This is a genomic window from Vibrio sp. Vb0667 (assembly GCF_033391095.1).
Window position 1 is genome coordinate 145220 of record NZ_JAWPOL010000004.1, and the last position, 16889, is coordinate 162108.

Below are 16889 nucleotides of genomic sequence, written 5' to 3' on the forward strand. Positions count from 1 at the left end.
AAATTTCGTTGTTTGTTATGTGAAGTGAATAAAATATGTACAAAAGTCAGGCCGAAAGGTCTCTCGCCTTGCTGGCTTTATTCTCTAAACACGCAAAGTTTTAGGTGAACCCGATACTTTTCCGGTATCGGTTCTGTGTATTCCAGATAGCGAATTGCTGTGGTTGTCATCGGCAGCGCCACAATCAAAGCAAACAGAAAAAATGGAATAAGAATATGATCAAACTGATGTTGGTAAGCTTGAACCAGCTTTTCTGAAAGGTCGCAAGATGGTGATAAATTCACGCTTTCATCTTGCTGACTCTGTATTTGGTGAGCCTTCGGGCAGCTTTTCGAGAAACCAGAATTTTGGCTTAAGCATATCATCACCACCCAAAGCACGAGGGCGAGTGTCCATTTGGCTATTTTATATTGTGAGCGTAACAATGGGTCGTATAGTCCTGTTAATTCTGGTTTATGCCGTTTACATATGACCGGGCCATCCTAACCTAAATTTCGTGGCTGAATGTTACTTTCGAGTTAATCGATATTGCCTCAATGCCAAAGTATGAAGTACGTCATGAATGTTGTAGAAAGCAATATTCGTCAGAATAATTTGTTGAGTTGATGAAGAAGTCGTGAGCTATCGACATAGATTAATATACCTAATTGTTAGCACAAATTTTTATTATCTTTCAATTGTGATTGGAATCATAAAACAAAACTTCATAACTGAGTCGCGATAATGTTCGGCAGGCGGATTGATTTTGATCATCTCTCTAGCACATTATTCAGGTGAACATATGTGTTAAGTTCCACATGTGTAGGTAATGTTATGAAAATTCCTGTTCAAACTGAGCGTAAAGTTACACTGGGGTGCTACGTTGCTCTGGCGTTTGCGGTCGTGTTCTTTTCTGGCCTGATGCAATCTAGCGAATGGTACGGTGTATTCGATTTTACAACGCTCAATGGCTCTTTCGGCAAGGTGGCGTATGGTGTCACCGAAACGGCTGACGGTGTGCAAGTTGCAACAACGTCGCTTCGCGGTACTGGTGGTAGCGGTGCTCGCGACGGTTTCATTTTCGCACTTACTTTGATTCCAACTGTTATGTTCGCCTTAGGTATGATCAACGTACTTGAGCACTACGGTGCACTTGAAGCAGCTCGTAAGCTTCTTACTCCTCTTCTACGTCCTCTAATGGGCATCCCTGGTAACTCTGGTCTGGCTTTAATTGCTTCTCTACAAAGTACCGATGCAGGTGCGGCAATGACGCGTCAGCTAAAAGATGAAGGTCACCTAACTAAGCGTGAAACGGACGTATTTACCATGTTCCAGTTCACTGCAGGTGCAACCATCGTGAACTTCTTCTCATCGGGTGCTGTGCTGTTCACACTGACGATGGCTGACGGCTCTCTAGCAGTAACGTCTTCTATTGGTTTAGCAGTTGTGGTGATGTTCGCATTTAAGATCATCGGCGCGAACCTGTTCCGTATCTACCTGAACATGACGGAAGGTAAAGAAGACAAGCAAGACCAAAACAAATCAGAGAACCTAAAAGAGGAGACGGCATAATGGGTGACGTTAAAGCGAAAAAACCAATGGTGACGGATATCTTCGTCGAGGGTGCTAAGAAAGGCTGGGTAATTGCGACTACCTCTACGGTGCCTAACGTATTGATGGCGTTCGTTATCATCAAAGCGCTTCAAATCACTGGCGCGTTGGATCTGATGGGCACGGTGTTTTCTCCAATCATGGCGGTGTTTGGTCTTCCGGGTGAAGCAGCAGCGGTATTGATCGGGGCTTGGATGTCGATGGGCGGCGCGGTTGGCGTAGTGATTACACTGTTTGACCAAGGTATCCTGAACGGCACGCACATTGCGATTCTTGCGCCTGCAATTTACCTAATGGGCTCTCAGGTTCAGTACATGGGTCGAATTATGGGACCTATCGGTACTGAAGGTCGTTATATCCCAATTATGATTGCGATTTCCGTATTGAACGCATTTGGCGCAATGCTAGTCATGAACTTGTTTGTTTAGGGGGCAATCATGCAGTTTTCTCTCAATGAATATCTCGAAGAACTTCGTCCTCTCATCAATGTCGATTGTGGCACGTACACGACTGATGGCATTGAGTTTATCGCTTCTCAATTTGAAGAGAAGTACCAAGCGATGTCAGGTTGGAGCGTAAAACGCATCGACTGTGGCAGAGCGGGCATCGGTCTTGAAGTTCGAAACAAGCCTGAGGCTGAGCAAGTTGACGTGATGCTGATTGGTCACATGGATACAGTGTTCCCTGTCGGCACCGCTGGATTACGTCCTATGTCTCAAGACGCTGACAAAGCGTACGGTCCGGGTGTCTCGGATATGAAATCTGGCTTGCTGAATATTGTGTACGCGATGCGTAACCTCGACCAAGCGGTGTTGGATAAACTGTCGATTTGTATCTGCATGAACCCAGATGAAGAGACGGGCTCTCTGGACTCTGTGGATTGGATTCAATCAGTAGCGAAAAACGCTAAGAATGTACTGGTTGCAGAAGCAGCACGTGCAGATGGCGGTTTAGTGAAAGCGCGCAAAGGCATGGCTCGCTACAAAATGACCTTTAATGGCGTTGCTGCTCACGCAGGTAACGAGCCAGAAAACGGTCGCAGCGCAATCACTGAGATGGCGAATTGGATTCTCGCAGTCAATGCAATGACCAACTTTGAATCTGGTACTACTCTGAACGTCGGTATTATTTCTGGCGGCAACGGTGCGAACATCGTCCCTGAGCACGCTGAAGCGATCGTGGATGTACGTTTCTGGAGCAACGAAGAATACGATGATGTCGACAGCAAGCTAAACGGCATGCTGGAAACACCATTCGTTGATGGTGTGAGTATCGAGTTGGTTCGTGAAGCTTACAAACCTTCTATGGTGCCAAGTGCGCAAACGGAAAGCCTGATGGCATTAGTTGAAGAAGCCGCAAGTGAACTGGCTATCGACATCAACTGGAAAGAAGTGGGTGGCGGCTCTGATGCAAACAATACGGCAATTCTTGGCATTCCAACTTTGGATGGTCTAGGACCTATCGGTGCAGGTTTCCACAGTGACCAAGAGTACTTGTTGCTTGAGTCTATCGAACCACGTATCAAAATGCTGATGCGTGTACTGGAGAAGATAGCTCAGTAGCGCCCTCGGCAACTTAGTTCCCAACATCACGATCCCCAGACTTCGGTTTGGGGATTTTTCTATCTGTGTTTTTGTTTCACTTTACTATCATTTCTTGTTATTAATCTTGCGTTCAGGTTCGATTTATTAATATGTTGGCCACAGTCATAAATTTCGGAGGCAACGATGAGCACAACAATGTCTGTAAAATCGGCGCCGAAAGACGCCAAAGATCAAACGATGCAAGCGCCAGATGAGAAAACATTCTGGCGAAAAATGAAAGGGTCGGTTAAGAAAGCGGGTGAAGAAATTGCCGTAATGGGCATAAAATCATGGCTCGCGATGACAGATTCCAACACCGCCGTTCGCCACAAGGCTATACTAGGTGGCGCGCTGGCTTACTTCGTCCTACCAACAGATATGGTGCCAGACGTACTAGCTGGCGTCGGTTTTACCGATGATATGGCGGCACTTACCTTAGCCGCGAACTCAGTCGGTAATGCCATCACTAAAGAACACGAAGCACAAGCCAGAGAAAAACTGAATTCGATGTCTGATTAAGTTGAAAGTTTATTTTACAGCACTAATAGCCATTTGTGCTGCTCGATAAAGTTTTCCAAATACCATAAGAAAAACGTTTCTAATAAACTTTGCAGACATATCTTCAATTGCTGTTACTGGTTTTCCAATAAACACCAGCATATGGCCTAACAGCCCTTTGACTTGTGATTCTCTTACTTTAGAAGCTTTAGCTACTTTTTCTATATTTCTGGCGAGTATATCATAAAATGTCATTCCAGTAGATACTGTGGCTTGGGCTGCTATTGCTGCAAACAAGCCAGTATCTTTTAATAAGGTTATTAATGCTGCTTGAATTCTTTCTGACCAATATTCTGTAAATGATGCTTGGTTTCTGTGCTCAAACTTAAATCTAGTAGGTGTATACAAGTACTTGTTAGATCTGACTTTTATTGCTCCCCACGTTTCGGAGTTAGCATTATCTAAATACCCTAAGCTTGTTTCGCTAGACATACTATGAGCATTTAAATTAAAGCCAGTACTAGCGTCTAAGCGGTACTCATCGCCATTATGTGGAGCATGAATAAATGGCCAGACAGGTACTTTAGGCACAGGATCTGCGCCGTGAGTACAGCGGTATACTTTGTCGTTGCTTTTACTAGATTTACGGGAATATTGTTCTAAACCAACTCTAGGTGCGCCAAAAGTATATAAATTCACTCTTAATGAATATTCTTCTCTCAGCCAATCAGAACATAATGAAGCCAGAGCTCCTCCTAAGCTATGCCCAACACAATGAATACGGTTAGGTAAATTTTGGCATTGCTGTAAATATTGTTTTATGCTTGGTTTGATACTTGAAAATGAATTAATAAATCCAGCATGAGCGATAGAGCCATTTGGAGAGCCTTTAAGGCCGACATTTAGGTTGGTTACCCAATCATTGGCGTTTTGCGTCCCTCTAATGGAAATTACTAAATCTCCCTTATATTTTCCTTTCCCAATACCAATTACCGCAAATGCTTCAGATGTTCTCATTACACCAGGTACCACTTTTCTAAACAATGGTATACGATCTAATCCTGTGATGCCTCCAGTTCGGCCACTAAAAACATCTTGCTGCGAAAATGCAAAGTGTTTTTCAAAACCTCCTTCTCCCCTAAACGCTAGTCTCCCTTGTCCCTGGTATACTCCATACGGTATGTTCGCGATCTCTGATGCAAGTTTTGGTGTTAAAGACGGCATTATGTATCCTCCGTAAACTCTGTTTTATATAAAAATCCATTTAAATTGCAGTTGCTAATAACCATTAGATCTCGAGCACTTTCTAGATTGATATTTTTGAAAAAATATCGGAATTCTTTATTTTTAAGCTCACAGTAAAGGTTATTTAAGTTATCTTTTATAAATATAGGCGGTGAAACGTAGCTTAACTGAGACTCCCAAATGTACTTCTTTTCTTCATTTATATAGGTATATATTCCGATATATGAATATGTTTGATTCAAAGCTGATTCTTTAAACCGTTGAGAATGTATGACTGGCTTAAAGTGAAATTCACCTAACTCATTAGTAATTGAACTCCTTTTGTAAGCATTCTTTAAAAAATTAGCTTCTAAGTAAACGGTTAAATTTTTTAGAGGTCTTTGATCAAGAACTAAAGTACCTTTTATCTCTGGGCTTAATGTATATTTAAATTTCTTAAAAAAATCGAACATACTTTCGTTGAAACCTAATGCAAGTATTGGAAATGAGAATATGAATAAAAAAAGACTATTTTTAAACATGAAATTATGATGTATGTATCTTAGTACCAACTTAATTATCAGACTACTATCTATCGCGATTTGGTTTTGAACTTTAATTTGATAATGGAATTTGTATCTCTATATGATGAAAATGTCCCTTATATCATTTTCAAAGTGATAAACATAGGCGAGTTATCTTAACCCTCTAGATGAACTAATATAGAATCTAACTACTGACCTATTAGTAATTGAAACAACCTTCGGGGGGACGAGAATTTTATCTAAACCTTTTTGATTTCGGGTTAATTGGAAATAAAAAACCACCTTAGAGTAAGGTGGTTTTTGCTTAGACAGGATAATTTAACTTGGAAGTATTTAAGCTTCCGCGCGCTTCAGATGCACTTCCTCTTCGGCAACGCCTGCCATTGGGTCGTTGAAGCGAGCTTCATCCAATGCACCTTCTGATTTCGCAACGATGACGGTTACTGCACTGTCACCAGTGATGTTTACCGCGGTACGAATCATATCAAGAAGACGGTCAACACCCATGATGAGCGCGATACCTTCAAGTGGCAGACCAACTTGGTTCAATACCATAGCAAGCATTACTAGGCCAACACCAGGGACACCCGCAGTACCGATAGATGCAAGTGTTGCGGTCATGATAACCATCATGTAATCGCCCATAGTTAAATCAATATTGAAAGCTTGAGCAATAAACGCAGTTGCTACGCCCTGCATGATCGCCGTACCGTCCATGTTCACAGTTGCACCTAGAGGAACAGTGAACGATGATACACGGTTCTCAACACCCATGCGGTGCTTTGCTGTTTCCATTGTCACTGGAATCGTCGCGTTCGATGATGCTGTAGAAAAAGCAAACATGATCGCGTCTTCCATCTTGCGTAGGAACGTAATTGGGTTTAGACCAGTGAAACCTTTTAACATCAAGCTGTAAGTGACTAGACCGTGTAGGACAAGCGTACCAGCCAGTACTAAGAAGTACTCTGCCAGATTGACGATCGCGCCCAGACCAAGACCAGTGAATAGCTTCGCCATTAAGAAGAACACCCCATAAGGCGCCAAGTTCATCAAAATCGCGACCAGCTTCATGATCACTTCATTCAGATCAGAGAAGAATGCTGCGATGCGTTCGCCTGGTTTACCCGCTGCACTGATCGCGATACCGAATAGCACGGCGAACACGATAACTTGCAGAGTTTTACCTTCTGCCATTGCGCTGATTGGGTTGGTCGGGAACATATCGATGATCACCTGACCTAAAGATGGCGCTTCGGCTGATTTGAATGAACTTGCTGCCGTTAGATCTGCCCCTGCCCCTGGCTGGAATAGAGTACCCATAGTTAGAGCAAGCGTAATCGCGATAGCCGTTGTCGTAACGTAGAAAGCGAGGGTTTTACCGCCCATGCGACCCAGTGTAGAGAGGTCTTTGAGAGAGCTAGTACCACAAACTAACGAAACAAATACTAGCGGTACAACAAGCATTTTTAAGCTGGCAACGAAGATCTGTCCACCAACTTCGAATAATCCATTAACAATGTATGCGTCGACAAATCCGTTGTCGGCAAAAAGTGTGCGAATTGCAAATCCTGTCAAGATACCCGCAACCATACCTAAAATTACGCGGCTGGTAAGCGACATCGGTTTCTTGGTATTCATGAGAACACTCCTTATAGTTATGCACCTTGAGTTCACTTCAAAGCGGCGAGCAGATTAGCAGCGGAGTGAGAAAATACGAAAGAATAATCCTCTAAATGGTTAATAGATGTGAACTTTATCACTAATAAAAATGGGATTTTAACCAAATATTAACGAATTGGCCGGATGAAAAGTTTGTATTTTAACACTTTTATCGAATATACAACCGATAACAAAGAGGATTTACAATAAATTTTAATAAGAGATAGAGTGCATACTCTCTTTGAGTGGATGCATTTCTGCATAACTATTTAAGTTATATTCAGGCTAGCGGTCGCTTCTTTAGGGATAATTTAGTATTGAGTGTTCATCAGAGCCAACGAACCCTTTATGCTTTCATATTTGTCAATTCAATGATGGTTGGCAAGTGTAGTTAGTTGGAGGTGATCCCAGCTCCAATAACTTTGACTGGTATTTTTAATCCCTCCAACCCAATAGCATTGTTTCGCTCGTATTAAGCCTTCCAAACACTGCTTGCCAGCCTCAGTGATACGGACGCTTTGTTCCCACCAGTGCCTTTCACGTGACTCAATCGTGATCAAAGGTGTTTGACACTGTGCTAGAGGGAGGAGTAACGCGTAAAACATCACGTCTCCTAGGTAAGGAAGAGGTTCTAGTTGTTGATATTGCTCAAACCAATCTTTGATGGGAATTGAACGATTTTGCGAGCTCAAGACCTTTAGTGCGAGGTGTTGTGTCAAGCTCAATCCAGTTTGTGAATTAGGTAACTCTTGCAAATGGCGTTTAAGCACGTTGAATATATTGGGCAAGCAATCCAGGTTATGCTGCTGAATTAAATTAACTATGGAAATAGGTGTTGGTGATGTAATAGCGTGCCAACACCGTTTAGCCTGACTGAATAATTTTGCTGTCACAGGTTTACGGTATCGCCAACAAGAACGAATAGCTTCTTCAGGCAACTGCCCAAAGCCGATGAATCGTTCAGTGCCCGGGAACTGGTTCAACTCAATGATCTCTATCACTTTATTCTCTACATTCTCTAACTGTGTTAGAGCACGAATTAGCATCAATTGATCATAACTGTCATGTTCGACCCAAAAGACGATTCGTTCAAATACATCACTTTGCAACAGATCGAGGTTTGATTGTTCCAATGTGACTATATCTTGAACCGAGTCTTCACGCTTCATCACAGGCAGCAGAGTCTCTACGACATATTGGGCACGAATGGCAAGGAAGTTCTGCGGTGTTGCTGGTATGGGGCCAATACAAAGCGGATCGATCAGGGCTAAAAATGTCCCTTCAAATCCACTGGTTTTAAGCTGTTGTTGTATATCGTGACCGCAACGAACGTGTAGCGTTTTTACTTTCGCATCTAGGGGCGGTTTTTGTTGTTTGATGGCTAGTTTGTGCGCTTCTAGCTCTTCGACATGAGCTTTTAGTTTACTCCAACTGGATAAGCCAAGTTCTCTTGCGAGTGCATGTTGAACGTCAGCCAATTGAATTGTATTGGGAGCCAAAGATTCTGGTTTGGAGTGAAATCGCTTAACTAACTCCAACGTAGCGTCATCGTATAGGCGGATAGCTTTGAGCCTTTTTTTAGCAATGGATTTTTGCTGATTGATATTGATCGAGAAGCTATTTGTAGAGTTCATATTTCACCCTTCTTATTTCTTCCACACTCGCCTATATAGAAGCAAAAAAGAAGGTAAAAACAGATTGTGCCTGCTAAACCAAGCAGGTGAGGATATTGCCGTGAACCGAGTTCTTTCCGCGAGTGTTGGGTGCTTTAGGCATGAGCAGAGTGATAGTAGGTGGTCGCTATCCTTCGTGCAACCTTTTGTGAGAGTGTAGCGTCACAAAATGGCCGTTTCTCTATATTTAGGGAGAATCAATAGCCGATAACACTAGCGATTCAACTCAATACCACTGTTGCTAGACTCGAGTTTCTACACTTTTGAGTAAAGTACGATAAAGCGCTTGAGTCGCAGGACCACTTTTGGCTCCTTTGGGCAAAGTGAGGTGCAGCGCAACTTGATATTGATGGGAGTGTTCGATCTCCAATACGTTAATTTTATCGCTCTTGCGGGGTGCGACTAAGTGCGCTGGTAGCCGACAAAATCCAGCGCCTTGCTCTACGGCGTGAAAAGCGTGGTCGAAGTTATCGACGGTAATACGCTGACGTGCGCGTAACCAACCCACATCTCTTTTCGTTTTGTCTGAATCACCTAAGTCACGGATGACAATTTGGCTGGTGGTTGCAAAATCGTCGATGGAAACATGCGGCTTTTTAGCGAGTGGATGGTGTGCTGCGATTACAGGCAGCATGGTTGTTACGCCAAATGCTTCGGCAGGGTAGTTGGTTATCGGTAAGTTGATGATTGCGATGTCAGCGAGCTCATTTACGACCATTTCGGTTGTTTTGCTCAGTGACGTTTCGACCACTTGAACGGAGGTCGTGTTGTTGTCCTCCAAAAATTGACTGAGTGGTGCATAAAGCCAACAAGGGTCACAAAGATGATCTATTGCGACCGTGATTTGAGATTCCACCCCACTTTTTAACTGCTCGCTGATGACTTCTAGTTCCCGCGCTTGTTCAAGCATGGATTGTGCACGACGCAGTATGGTTTTGCCGTGCTCTGTCAAACCCGCTTTGCGCCCTCGTACTTCGATAAGTTGAATACCAAGTTGGTCTTCTAACTTCCTCACCGAGTAGATCAATGTGGTATGGCTCTTGTTGAGCAGTAAAGCTGCGGATTGAATGCTGCCTTCTTGATTAATCGCTTGTAGCGTTTGCCATTGTTCTAAGGTCGTTTTTAGTCTCATGAGTCAATTTTTTAGACAGTTAATGGCGAAATTATGAACTTTTCTGTCAGTTTTATAAAGGTAATAATCTTGTCATCGAAAACGAGTCAATAAGAAGAGGAGACTCAAGATGGCGAAATTATTACAAGTTGATTTTGAATTTCATGGTCCGTTTGGTGAAGAGATGTCGAATGCTTTGGTCGACTTAGCTAAGTCGATTAACCAAGAGTCGGGCATGATTTGGAAAATCTGGACGGAAAGCGAAAAAGACAAACTCGGTGGTGGTATCTATCTTTTTGAAGATGAAGCCACGGCGCAAGCGTATCTCGAAATGCATGCCGCACGCTTACGAAAAATGGGCGTAGTCGAAGTACGAGGTCAAATTTTCGATATCAATGTGCCGTTAACGACGCTCAATCAAGGGCCTATTAGAGGATAAGGAGATGATGACCAACCGCACTTTTCTAACCGTTCATGGTGTCGTATATACGGTATTCGCTTTTGCGTTGTTTTTTGTACCAACCATAATGTGGCCGATGTATGGAGTACAAATTAACGACCAGTACGCGCTGTTTTTATCGCAGCATACTTCGATCTTTTTAGGTGGAATCGCTGCGGTGAGTTTGATGTTACGTAATGTGGAATCAGGGCATACTGCGAAACAGCTGTTTAAAGCATTATTGATTACTAATGGCTTAGGGGCAGTGATTACTACCTATGCCGGCATTATCGGAGTATTTGTCGGTTTTGGTTGGAGTGACCCAATATTCTTTGTCTTGCTTAGTTTGATTACGTACAAGCAATTAAGAGTGCAATAGAAAAAGCCCTGCTGTTTCTAGCAGGGCTTTGTCATATTTGGTTTAATTAGCGATCTAAATTCAACTTATGATTCGCTTTTGTACGCGTAGTTATAGTAGCCGTATCCATAGCCGTATGAGTTAGATGCCTTTTTCTCAACTGCATTGAGAATCACACCTTTAACTTCAACGCCTGATTGCTCGAAGCGACCTTGCGCGACTTCAATCTCCTTCAAAGTCGTTTGATCAAAACGAGCGACCATCAGAGTTGTTCCTGCAAGCGCGCCAACAATGCTTGGGTCGGTAACTGCGAGTACAGGCGGTGTATCGATGATGACTAGATCGTATTGTGCAGACATCTCGTCAACAAAGCTCTTGAAGCGAGGGTGCATAAGAAGTTCTGACGGATTTGGTGGTACTTGGCCGCGAGTCACAACATCTAAATTATCAATGGATGTAGATTTAATGATGTTGCTAAGGGATGTCTTACCGCTCAAGTAATCAGAAAGACCGTTGTCCCAACGTAGACCGAAGCATTGCTGCAAATAACCTTTACGCATATCCGCATCAATAAGCAGCACTTTCTGACCGGTTTTCGCAGCTACGGCCGCAAAGTTGGTCGATACAAATGTTTTGCCGATAGATGGTGCAGGACCTGAAATCATAAGAACGTTATTCTTCGCTTCCATCATTGCAAAGTGCAAGCTAGTGCGAAGACTACGTAGAGCCTCAATGGAAAGATCAGCTGGGTTAGCTTCCGCTAGAAGGACTAGCTCATTGTTGCTGCCTTTGTTGCGCTTAAGCTTGTTTGCAAATTCCAGTTGTTGAATAGATTTTGGAACGCTTGCGTAAACTGGCATGCCAATCTGTTCAATTTGATCTGGTGTTTCCACACCACGGTGGAATGCTGCACGAATTAATACGAAAGCCACGCCTGCCATACCGCCAAGCAGTGTTGCTAGCACAACGATAAGCGCTTTTTTCGGCTTGATTGGCTTAGAGAAAGATTGAGCGTTATCTAAGATTCGAACGTTGCCAACTGTTCCGGCTTTAATAATGTTGAGCTCTTGAACCTTGTTCAATAGTTGGATGTAGATTTGTTGGTTTACTTCTACATCGCGTGTCATACGTAGAACTTCACGCTGTGTTTTCGGTAACTTTTGAACTTGTTTATTAAGACGTTCTTTCTCTTTTAGTAGTGTTTCACGTTTATCAAGTAGCGACTTATAAGCTGGGTGATCCTGTGTGAAGCGTTGGCTGATCTCACTTTCTTTGAATGTAAGCTCATTTAGCTGTGCTTCTAACTCAACCATTACTTTCAGCGTTGACTGAGCTTCAAGGCCTAAATCGATAGATTCATTTTCTTGACGGAACCGATTTAAAACGTCTTCAGAAGCGGTCAGTTTTGTTTTGATGTCTGGGAGGTGACCTTTCAAGAACTCGAGGCTTTGCTCTGCCTCTGCAGAATTTCTTTGAACGTTTTGTAAGAAGTAGTTTTGGCTAATGTCGTTCAAGATATCTTGAATCTTAGCGCGGTCTTCACCAGAGAAGCTTAAAGATATAATCCCGGTTTGCTTACCACGTTCGCTAATCGATAAGTTTTCTTGAAGTTTATTAATTGCATCTAATTTACTGATTTTGCTGACCGTGAATGAGTCACCAGTTTGAGCCACAAGTTCAGTCGCCAAAAACTGGTATCCATTCTTCTCAAGCAGTTCACCAACTTTACCTTCTAGAATGACGTTATTGTCATCTTCTAAGAGCCTGAACGTCTGTTTTTCAGAATCAATAACTTCAAGAGTTAAAGGAACGCCAACTGCGTAAGAAGGAGCATTAAATCGTGAAACGCTCAGACTGATTTGCTCACCTTGTAGTCGAGCTAGGCCTTTACCAATAATTGGCATGTAGTTTGGAGAAACGACAGTCGTTAAGTTGAACTTATCAACAGTACCGCCCAAGATCATACGAGATTTGATGATCTCTATTTCTGTTGTCGCTGATGATTCTGCTGAAAACAGCTCTCCCATATCACCAACCATCGCTGAAATACCACCTGAACTCTTACTTTCGATTTGGATAAGAGCGTCAGCTTTATAGATAGGTGTTGATAGAATGGCAACGCCGACGCCTATAATTGAAAATAGGACTACGGTACATAGAATGAGCCATTTGGCATCGAGAATGATCCCAAATAACTTTCCCAAATCGATCTCATCGTCGGCTTGACGTGATTGCTTAATAGTTTGTGTTGTCATTACTTTAACTTCTTAAATACCTTGCCATTGGCGTTTATTTAGCCTTGCGGCTTATAGTTTTTGAGACCACGCTTTTGCTGCTTTTTCTATAAGCGTATATGCATGTTCGAAAGCTTCTCTACTTTGTCTGTATGGATCAGGGATGCTTTTTTCATTTATCCACTGTCCAAACAGCATCGTTTTACCTCGTGCCTCAGGAGCGATTTTGGTTAAGGCTTCTAAATGACCTTTTTCCATAACCAATATCAGATCGTATTGAGCGCAAAGCTCAGGTGTTAATTGTCGTGCTTCGTGTCCATCTAAGCTTACGCCATGTTCGTTCGCGATAGTGGTTGCCATCTCGTCAGCAGCTTTTCCCGTTAGATGGCTCTTATCTACTGCGATTCCTGCTGATGCGACATGTTTGTTTGGTAGTAAAGACTGCAAAAGCCGCTCTCCTGTTGGAGAGCGGCAAATATTACCGACACAGACGACAAGAATATTAGAAAACAAATGCTTACCCTACTTTAAGTTGTATGCTTATGATCTCAACTGAATTGCTGGCTTCTTTATATTGCGCAATTGAGCTGAGTAGCTATCGATTACGTGCCGCAAGAGATAATTTTCTTGCGGCACGTTGTTTTACGGCCAAGTGCGTACTCGTAGTACACCTTCGGTTAGTTCATTAAAGCCGGAAATGGTTGGAACGAGCTGAGCAATCACACGATTCCAACGACTAACAGGTGCAGCCGTCACATAGACTATGTCGTAAGGGTTGAGATCAAACTCAGTACCAATCACCAAAGCAGAAGCGTCAGAAACATCTAGCTGATAAATGTCCGCCATTTTAGCTTCTTCTTTTGAACGTCTGATGACAAACACACCGGTAGCATCTGCGGAGATTTCACTGATACCACCAACGCTGCTAAGAGCCTCAGTAAGGCTCATGCCGCTACGATCAATTTTGAGTAATTTCGGATCGTTAACCTCGCCCATAACAAATACTTTTTGCGCATCGTTTCGAGGAATATGAACAATATCGCCAGGCTTTAGAAGGCGGTTTTGAGTTAAATCGCCTTGTTGCATCAGAGCATACAAAGAGACGTTTTCAACAACGCCATTGCGTGTCAGTGTCGCATTACGCCAATCAGCCTCGGCAGCCAGTCCGCCAGCTCTATTCACAGCATCTAGAAGTGTAAGGGGGATGTTTGTAATTGGTTGTTGTCCTGGCTTGTTAACTTCGCCAGTTACATAAGTCTTTTTAGAGCGAAATGCCGCAACGCTTACATCGACCTGTGGGCTCTCAATGTATTTTGCAAGGCGGCTTGCAATGTCTGCACGAATCTGACGTACGTTTTTGCCTTCAACATGTACGACACCTATGTAAGGGTAGAAGATCGTGCCATCCGAATGCACCCAGTTACCCGCTTCGGCTGAGCTTCGGTATGAGCCCGCTGGGATCGTTAGCTCTGGGTGATCCCAAATAGTGATATTTAGGATATCGCCAGGTCCTACTTCGTATTCATATTTTGCGATTTCAATATCTAACTCTGGGTTTGGTTTTGAAAAAGGGTCCACTGAATTTAAAGACGTTACGCGCTCCAAAGTTAAGGGATAAACGGTAACCTGAGACTCTATATCACTCGATTCAGTGCTCATGACTGTTTTGTCACTGACCGAAAGGTGGCTACCAGGCAAAGTACACCCTGTAAGAAGGATAGGAAGTACTGATATCCCCAAAAATTTATTAAATGTGTTCATTGGTTTATAACTACCGAAAGAAAGTTTGCCGACTGAAATTGATTCATTCTAATTGAACTGCATTTCATCAATATTGATGATTTACTGCAGTTTTAAGCCTTTAGAAAGCGAGTCCATTCAGAATTATTTGTGTAATAAACACTCCAAATGGCTGCTAGCGACTTAGAGCTCTTAGTTTCATTAATGAAGGTGTGAAAATCCGACCCACAAAAAATAGTCAACTATTATCCATCTGGTTGCAATAAAGGCAACAAGTTACTTGAAAAAATACTGACGAATACATGACAAAATTGTGTCTATTTAACGTTATTGAGATGAATGCATGATTTTGCACAAGCAAACAGGCAAGAATGTGAAAAAACTCATGCCAAAGTTGTATGCATCCTATTTACACTATATGCAACTGCCGTTATGCTTCCTGTTGCGGTCGGATATAACAACAAATATTGGAGCTAATTTTGAAAATCAAACTTTTAACGGCAAGTGTGGCAGCAGTCCTACTAGCAGGTTGTGGTAGTGACAGCGACCCTGAGGTAAAAAGATACTCAGTTCAGGCTTATGACCCAGCTGTTATCGGCATGAAAGTTCAAGCAGTATGTGGTGGTGAGACATACGACGCGATTGAAAATACAACAAACTATGAAGGTATGGTTGGTAAAGCGCGTTTTGAAAATATCAACGTTGTAAATGCGCCAGGTGATTGTGCTTTCGTATTAACGCACACAGAAGATAGTAAAGACGCGTCAAATGGCAAACCTATTACATCTGACTACAAAATCCCTCAAGGCCTAGCCCAGGCGGATTCATTGGTAACAGGCTCTCCATTTACGACTTTGGTTGCTAACTCTTTAAAAGATGGTGAAGTATACTCTTCTGATATCGCTGAAAAAGTATTCGAGAATTTGGGTATCGATATCAATGCAAGTGGTAAAACAGTTGACGAAATCCTTCGTGATACAGAATCTGTAGTAGCAGGACTTGGCAGTGAGGGTGGTAACAGCGCACTTGCTACTCAGCTAGTTGCAACAGCAAACGTTGTATCAGATATCATCAAAGCGAACCCAACAGCTTCGCCTGAAGCTGTAGCTGTTGCTGCAAAAGCAATCACAGAAGATGTAATCGCGGCGAACCCAAATTATCCTGAGAATGATTCAGGTGACGTTATCTACGTAACGATTCCAGCTGAAGATACTCAGAAAGTTGTTGCTGATGTACAAGAGGCTATCGATAACGACATTCCATTAGAAGATATCGAACCTGACGTACCACAAATTCCAGATGCGGAAGTCGGTGAGCCAATTGAACCTGAAGATCCACCGGGTACAGGCACTGGCGCGACAGGCGGTAACTAAGCAAGCTTTTGCTGACAGATTCTAAAGGCCTCTTCAGAGGCCTTTTTTGATCCTATCGTATTGTGGTCATCACCTTTTAGTGAGCCCTTTTTTGTTTAAGTAAGGCAGGATGTGCGGACGTGATTCGCCAGCCAGTTTACTGGTGACTTCTTGTGACCAAGTACTCTGTTTTTGATTGCTCGAACGGTTTGCATAGTAGTTTTGCATAGTTTGGTCATACGTCTGAATATCATCCAAGTTTAGGTCTTGATACTGATTTTCATGCACCACGACATGCTTAGGTAGGCGAGGTTTTACTTCAGGGGCTTGATCTGGATGACCAAGACACATACCAAATAAAATGGCGGTATTTTTAGGTAAACCTAATAATTCGTCTACTTTTTGGGCATTGTTTCGTAAACCACCAATATACACACCTCCTAGTCCCATCGACTCCGCCGCAAGCAAGCAATTTTGTGCCATGATGCCCGAGTCTACAGCGCCTATTAGCGTTAACTCGGTAAAGTCAGCTTGAACATCTGGGTTGATACTGGCATGGCGCTGGTAATCAATACAAAACACCAAAAACTCAGCCGCGCTTTCAACGTACCCTTGATTTCCGGCATATTGAGCTAATAGCGTGCGTTTTTCTTTGTCGGTCACGCGGATAATTGAAACGACTTGCAACATGCTTGATGAGGATGCCGCAAGGCCGGCTTGAAGAATGGCATATAATTGTTCACTCTCAATCGGTTGTGAGGTGAATTTTCGAATTGAGCGGTGATTGAGAATTGTTTGAATCGTGCTGTTCATGGTGACTTAACATCCCCTGTTACGTTAAAGGCTGAAGACTCACCTTAGCGACATTTGATGAGTCGGTAAA

The 16889-nt window shown here is 42.9% G+C and carries 17 protein-coding genes; 7 read left to right on the top strand and 10 right to left on the bottom strand.

The window, feature by feature from the left end:
* Window positions 1-77 precede the first annotated feature (77 nt).
* Window positions 78-365 carry a hypothetical protein gene (locus tag R8269_RS07310; RefSeq protein WP_049872671.1) on the bottom strand — a complete coding sequence of 96 codons (288 nt, stop codon included), beginning with the start codon at window positions 363-365 and terminating at the stop codon, window positions 78-80.
* 448 nt (window positions 366-813) lie between these two features.
* Between R8269_RS07310 and R8269_RS07315 the strand changes: the two genes are divergently transcribed.
* The 4 genes from R8269_RS07315 to R8269_RS07330 all read left to right on the top strand — a co-directional run bounded on the left by R8269_RS07315 (window position 814) and on the right by R8269_RS07330 (window position 3692).
* Window positions 814-1551, top strand: a complete 738-nt coding sequence (locus R8269_RS07315) for a nucleoside recognition domain-containing protein (protein ID WP_005374846.1) — start codon at window positions 814-816, stop codon at window positions 1549-1551.
* Window positions 1551-2018 carry a YjiG family protein gene (locus tag R8269_RS07320; protein WP_053303905.1) on the top strand — a complete coding sequence of 156 codons (468 nt, stop codon included), beginning with the start codon at window positions 1551-1553 and terminating at the stop codon, window positions 2016-2018. Before R8269_RS07315 ends, R8269_RS07320 begins: the two co-directional genes overlap by 1 nt.
* Before the next feature lie 9 nt (window positions 2019-2027).
* Window positions 2028-3152 carry a M20 family metallopeptidase gene (locus tag R8269_RS07325; protein ID WP_170889949.1) on the top strand — a complete coding sequence of 375 codons (1125 nt, stop codon included), beginning with the start codon at window positions 2028-2030 and terminating at the stop codon, window positions 3150-3152.
* 165 nt (window positions 3153-3317) lie between these two features.
* Window positions 3318-3692 (top strand): YkvA family protein, encoded by a 375-nt coding sequence (locus R8269_RS07330; protein WP_042522180.1) that lies wholly within the window; start codon window positions 3318-3320, stop codon window positions 3690-3692.
* A 9-nt stretch (window positions 3693-3701) separates the two neighbouring features.
* On the opposite strand, the gene R8269_RS07335 is transcribed toward R8269_RS07330, so the two are convergent.
* From R8269_RS07335 to R8269_RS07355, 5 genes are all read right to left on the bottom strand, one after another.
* Complete coding sequence (locus R8269_RS07335) at window positions 3702-4895, bottom strand: lipase family protein (RefSeq protein WP_005374861.1); 1194 nt, start codon at window positions 4893-4895, stop codon at window positions 3702-3704.
* Entirely contained in the window at window positions 4895-5368 is a 474-nt protein-coding gene (locus tag R8269_RS07340; protein ID WP_232284613.1) for a DUF6795 domain-containing protein, read from the bottom strand. Before R8269_RS07340 ends, R8269_RS07335 begins: the two co-directional genes overlap by 1 nt.
* Window positions 5369-5773: 405 nt before the next feature.
* The gene (locus R8269_RS07345) at window positions 5774-7078 is read right to left on the bottom strand and encodes a dicarboxylate/amino acid:cation symporter (RefSeq protein ID WP_169628759.1); all 1305 of its coding nucleotides are present in this window, start codon (window positions 7076-7078) and stop codon (window positions 5774-5776) included.
* Window positions 7079-7467: 389 nt separating this feature from the next.
* The gene (locus tag R8269_RS07350) at window positions 7468-8733 is read right to left on the bottom strand and encodes a DUF1835 domain-containing protein (protein ID WP_042521728.1); all 1266 of its coding nucleotides are present in this window, start codon (window positions 8731-8733) and stop codon (window positions 7468-7470) included.
* 280 nt (window positions 8734-9013) lie between these two features.
* Window positions 9014-9904 carry a LysR family transcriptional regulator gene (locus R8269_RS07355; protein WP_256901179.1) on the bottom strand — a complete coding sequence of 297 codons (891 nt, stop codon included), beginning with the start codon at window positions 9902-9904 and terminating at the stop codon, window positions 9014-9016.
* Window positions 9905-10013: 109 nt separating this feature from the next.
* Here R8269_RS07355 and R8269_RS07360 point away from each other — a divergent pair, with 109 nt between their 5' ends.
* Both R8269_RS07360 and R8269_RS07365 read left to right on the top strand, forming a co-directional pair.
* Window positions 10014-10322, top strand: coding sequence for a monooxygenase (locus tag R8269_RS07360; RefSeq protein WP_005384613.1), 309 nt, complete (start codon window positions 10014-10016; stop codon window positions 10320-10322).
* 7 nt (window positions 10323-10329) lie between these two features.
* Window positions 10330-10701 carry a hypothetical protein gene (locus R8269_RS07365; protein ID WP_017634450.1) on the top strand — a complete coding sequence of 124 codons (372 nt, stop codon included), beginning with the start codon at window positions 10330-10332 and terminating at the stop codon, window positions 10699-10701.
* 65 nt (window positions 10702-10766) lie between these two features.
* Here R8269_RS07365 and R8269_RS07370 read toward each other — a convergent pair whose 3' ends face one another.
* The 3 genes from R8269_RS07370 to R8269_RS07380 form a co-directional block, all read right to left on the bottom strand.
* Complete coding sequence (locus R8269_RS07370; protein WP_005374875.1) at window positions 10767-12935, bottom strand: polysaccharide biosynthesis tyrosine autokinase; 2169 nt, start codon at window positions 12933-12935, stop codon at window positions 10767-10769.
* Between the two features lie 51 nt (window positions 12936-12986).
* Window positions 12987-13427, bottom strand: a complete 441-nt coding sequence (locus R8269_RS07375) for a phosphotyrosine protein phosphatase (protein WP_025768627.1) — start codon at window positions 13425-13427, stop codon at window positions 12987-12989.
* Between the two features lie 129 nt (window positions 13428-13556).
* Window positions 13557-14675: a polysaccharide export protein gene (locus tag R8269_RS07380; RefSeq protein WP_017820139.1), complete on the bottom strand. Its 1119-nt coding sequence runs from the start codon at window positions 14673-14675 to the stop codon at window positions 13557-13559.
* A 458-nt stretch (window positions 14676-15133) separates the two neighbouring features.
* Between R8269_RS07380 and R8269_RS07385 the strand changes: the two genes are divergently transcribed.
* Window positions 15134-16027 carry a hypothetical protein gene (locus tag R8269_RS07385; protein ID WP_005374885.1) on the top strand — a complete coding sequence of 298 codons (894 nt, stop codon included), beginning with the start codon at window positions 15134-15136 and terminating at the stop codon, window positions 16025-16027.
* A 69-nt stretch (window positions 16028-16096) separates the two neighbouring features.
* Here R8269_RS07385 and nfsA read toward each other — a convergent pair whose 3' ends face one another.
* Window positions 16097-16819, bottom strand: coding sequence for an oxygen-insensitive NADPH nitroreductase (nfsA, locus tag R8269_RS07390; protein WP_215810072.1), 723 nt, complete (start codon window positions 16817-16819; stop codon window positions 16097-16099).
* Between the last annotated feature and the right edge of the window lie 70 nt (window positions 16820-16889).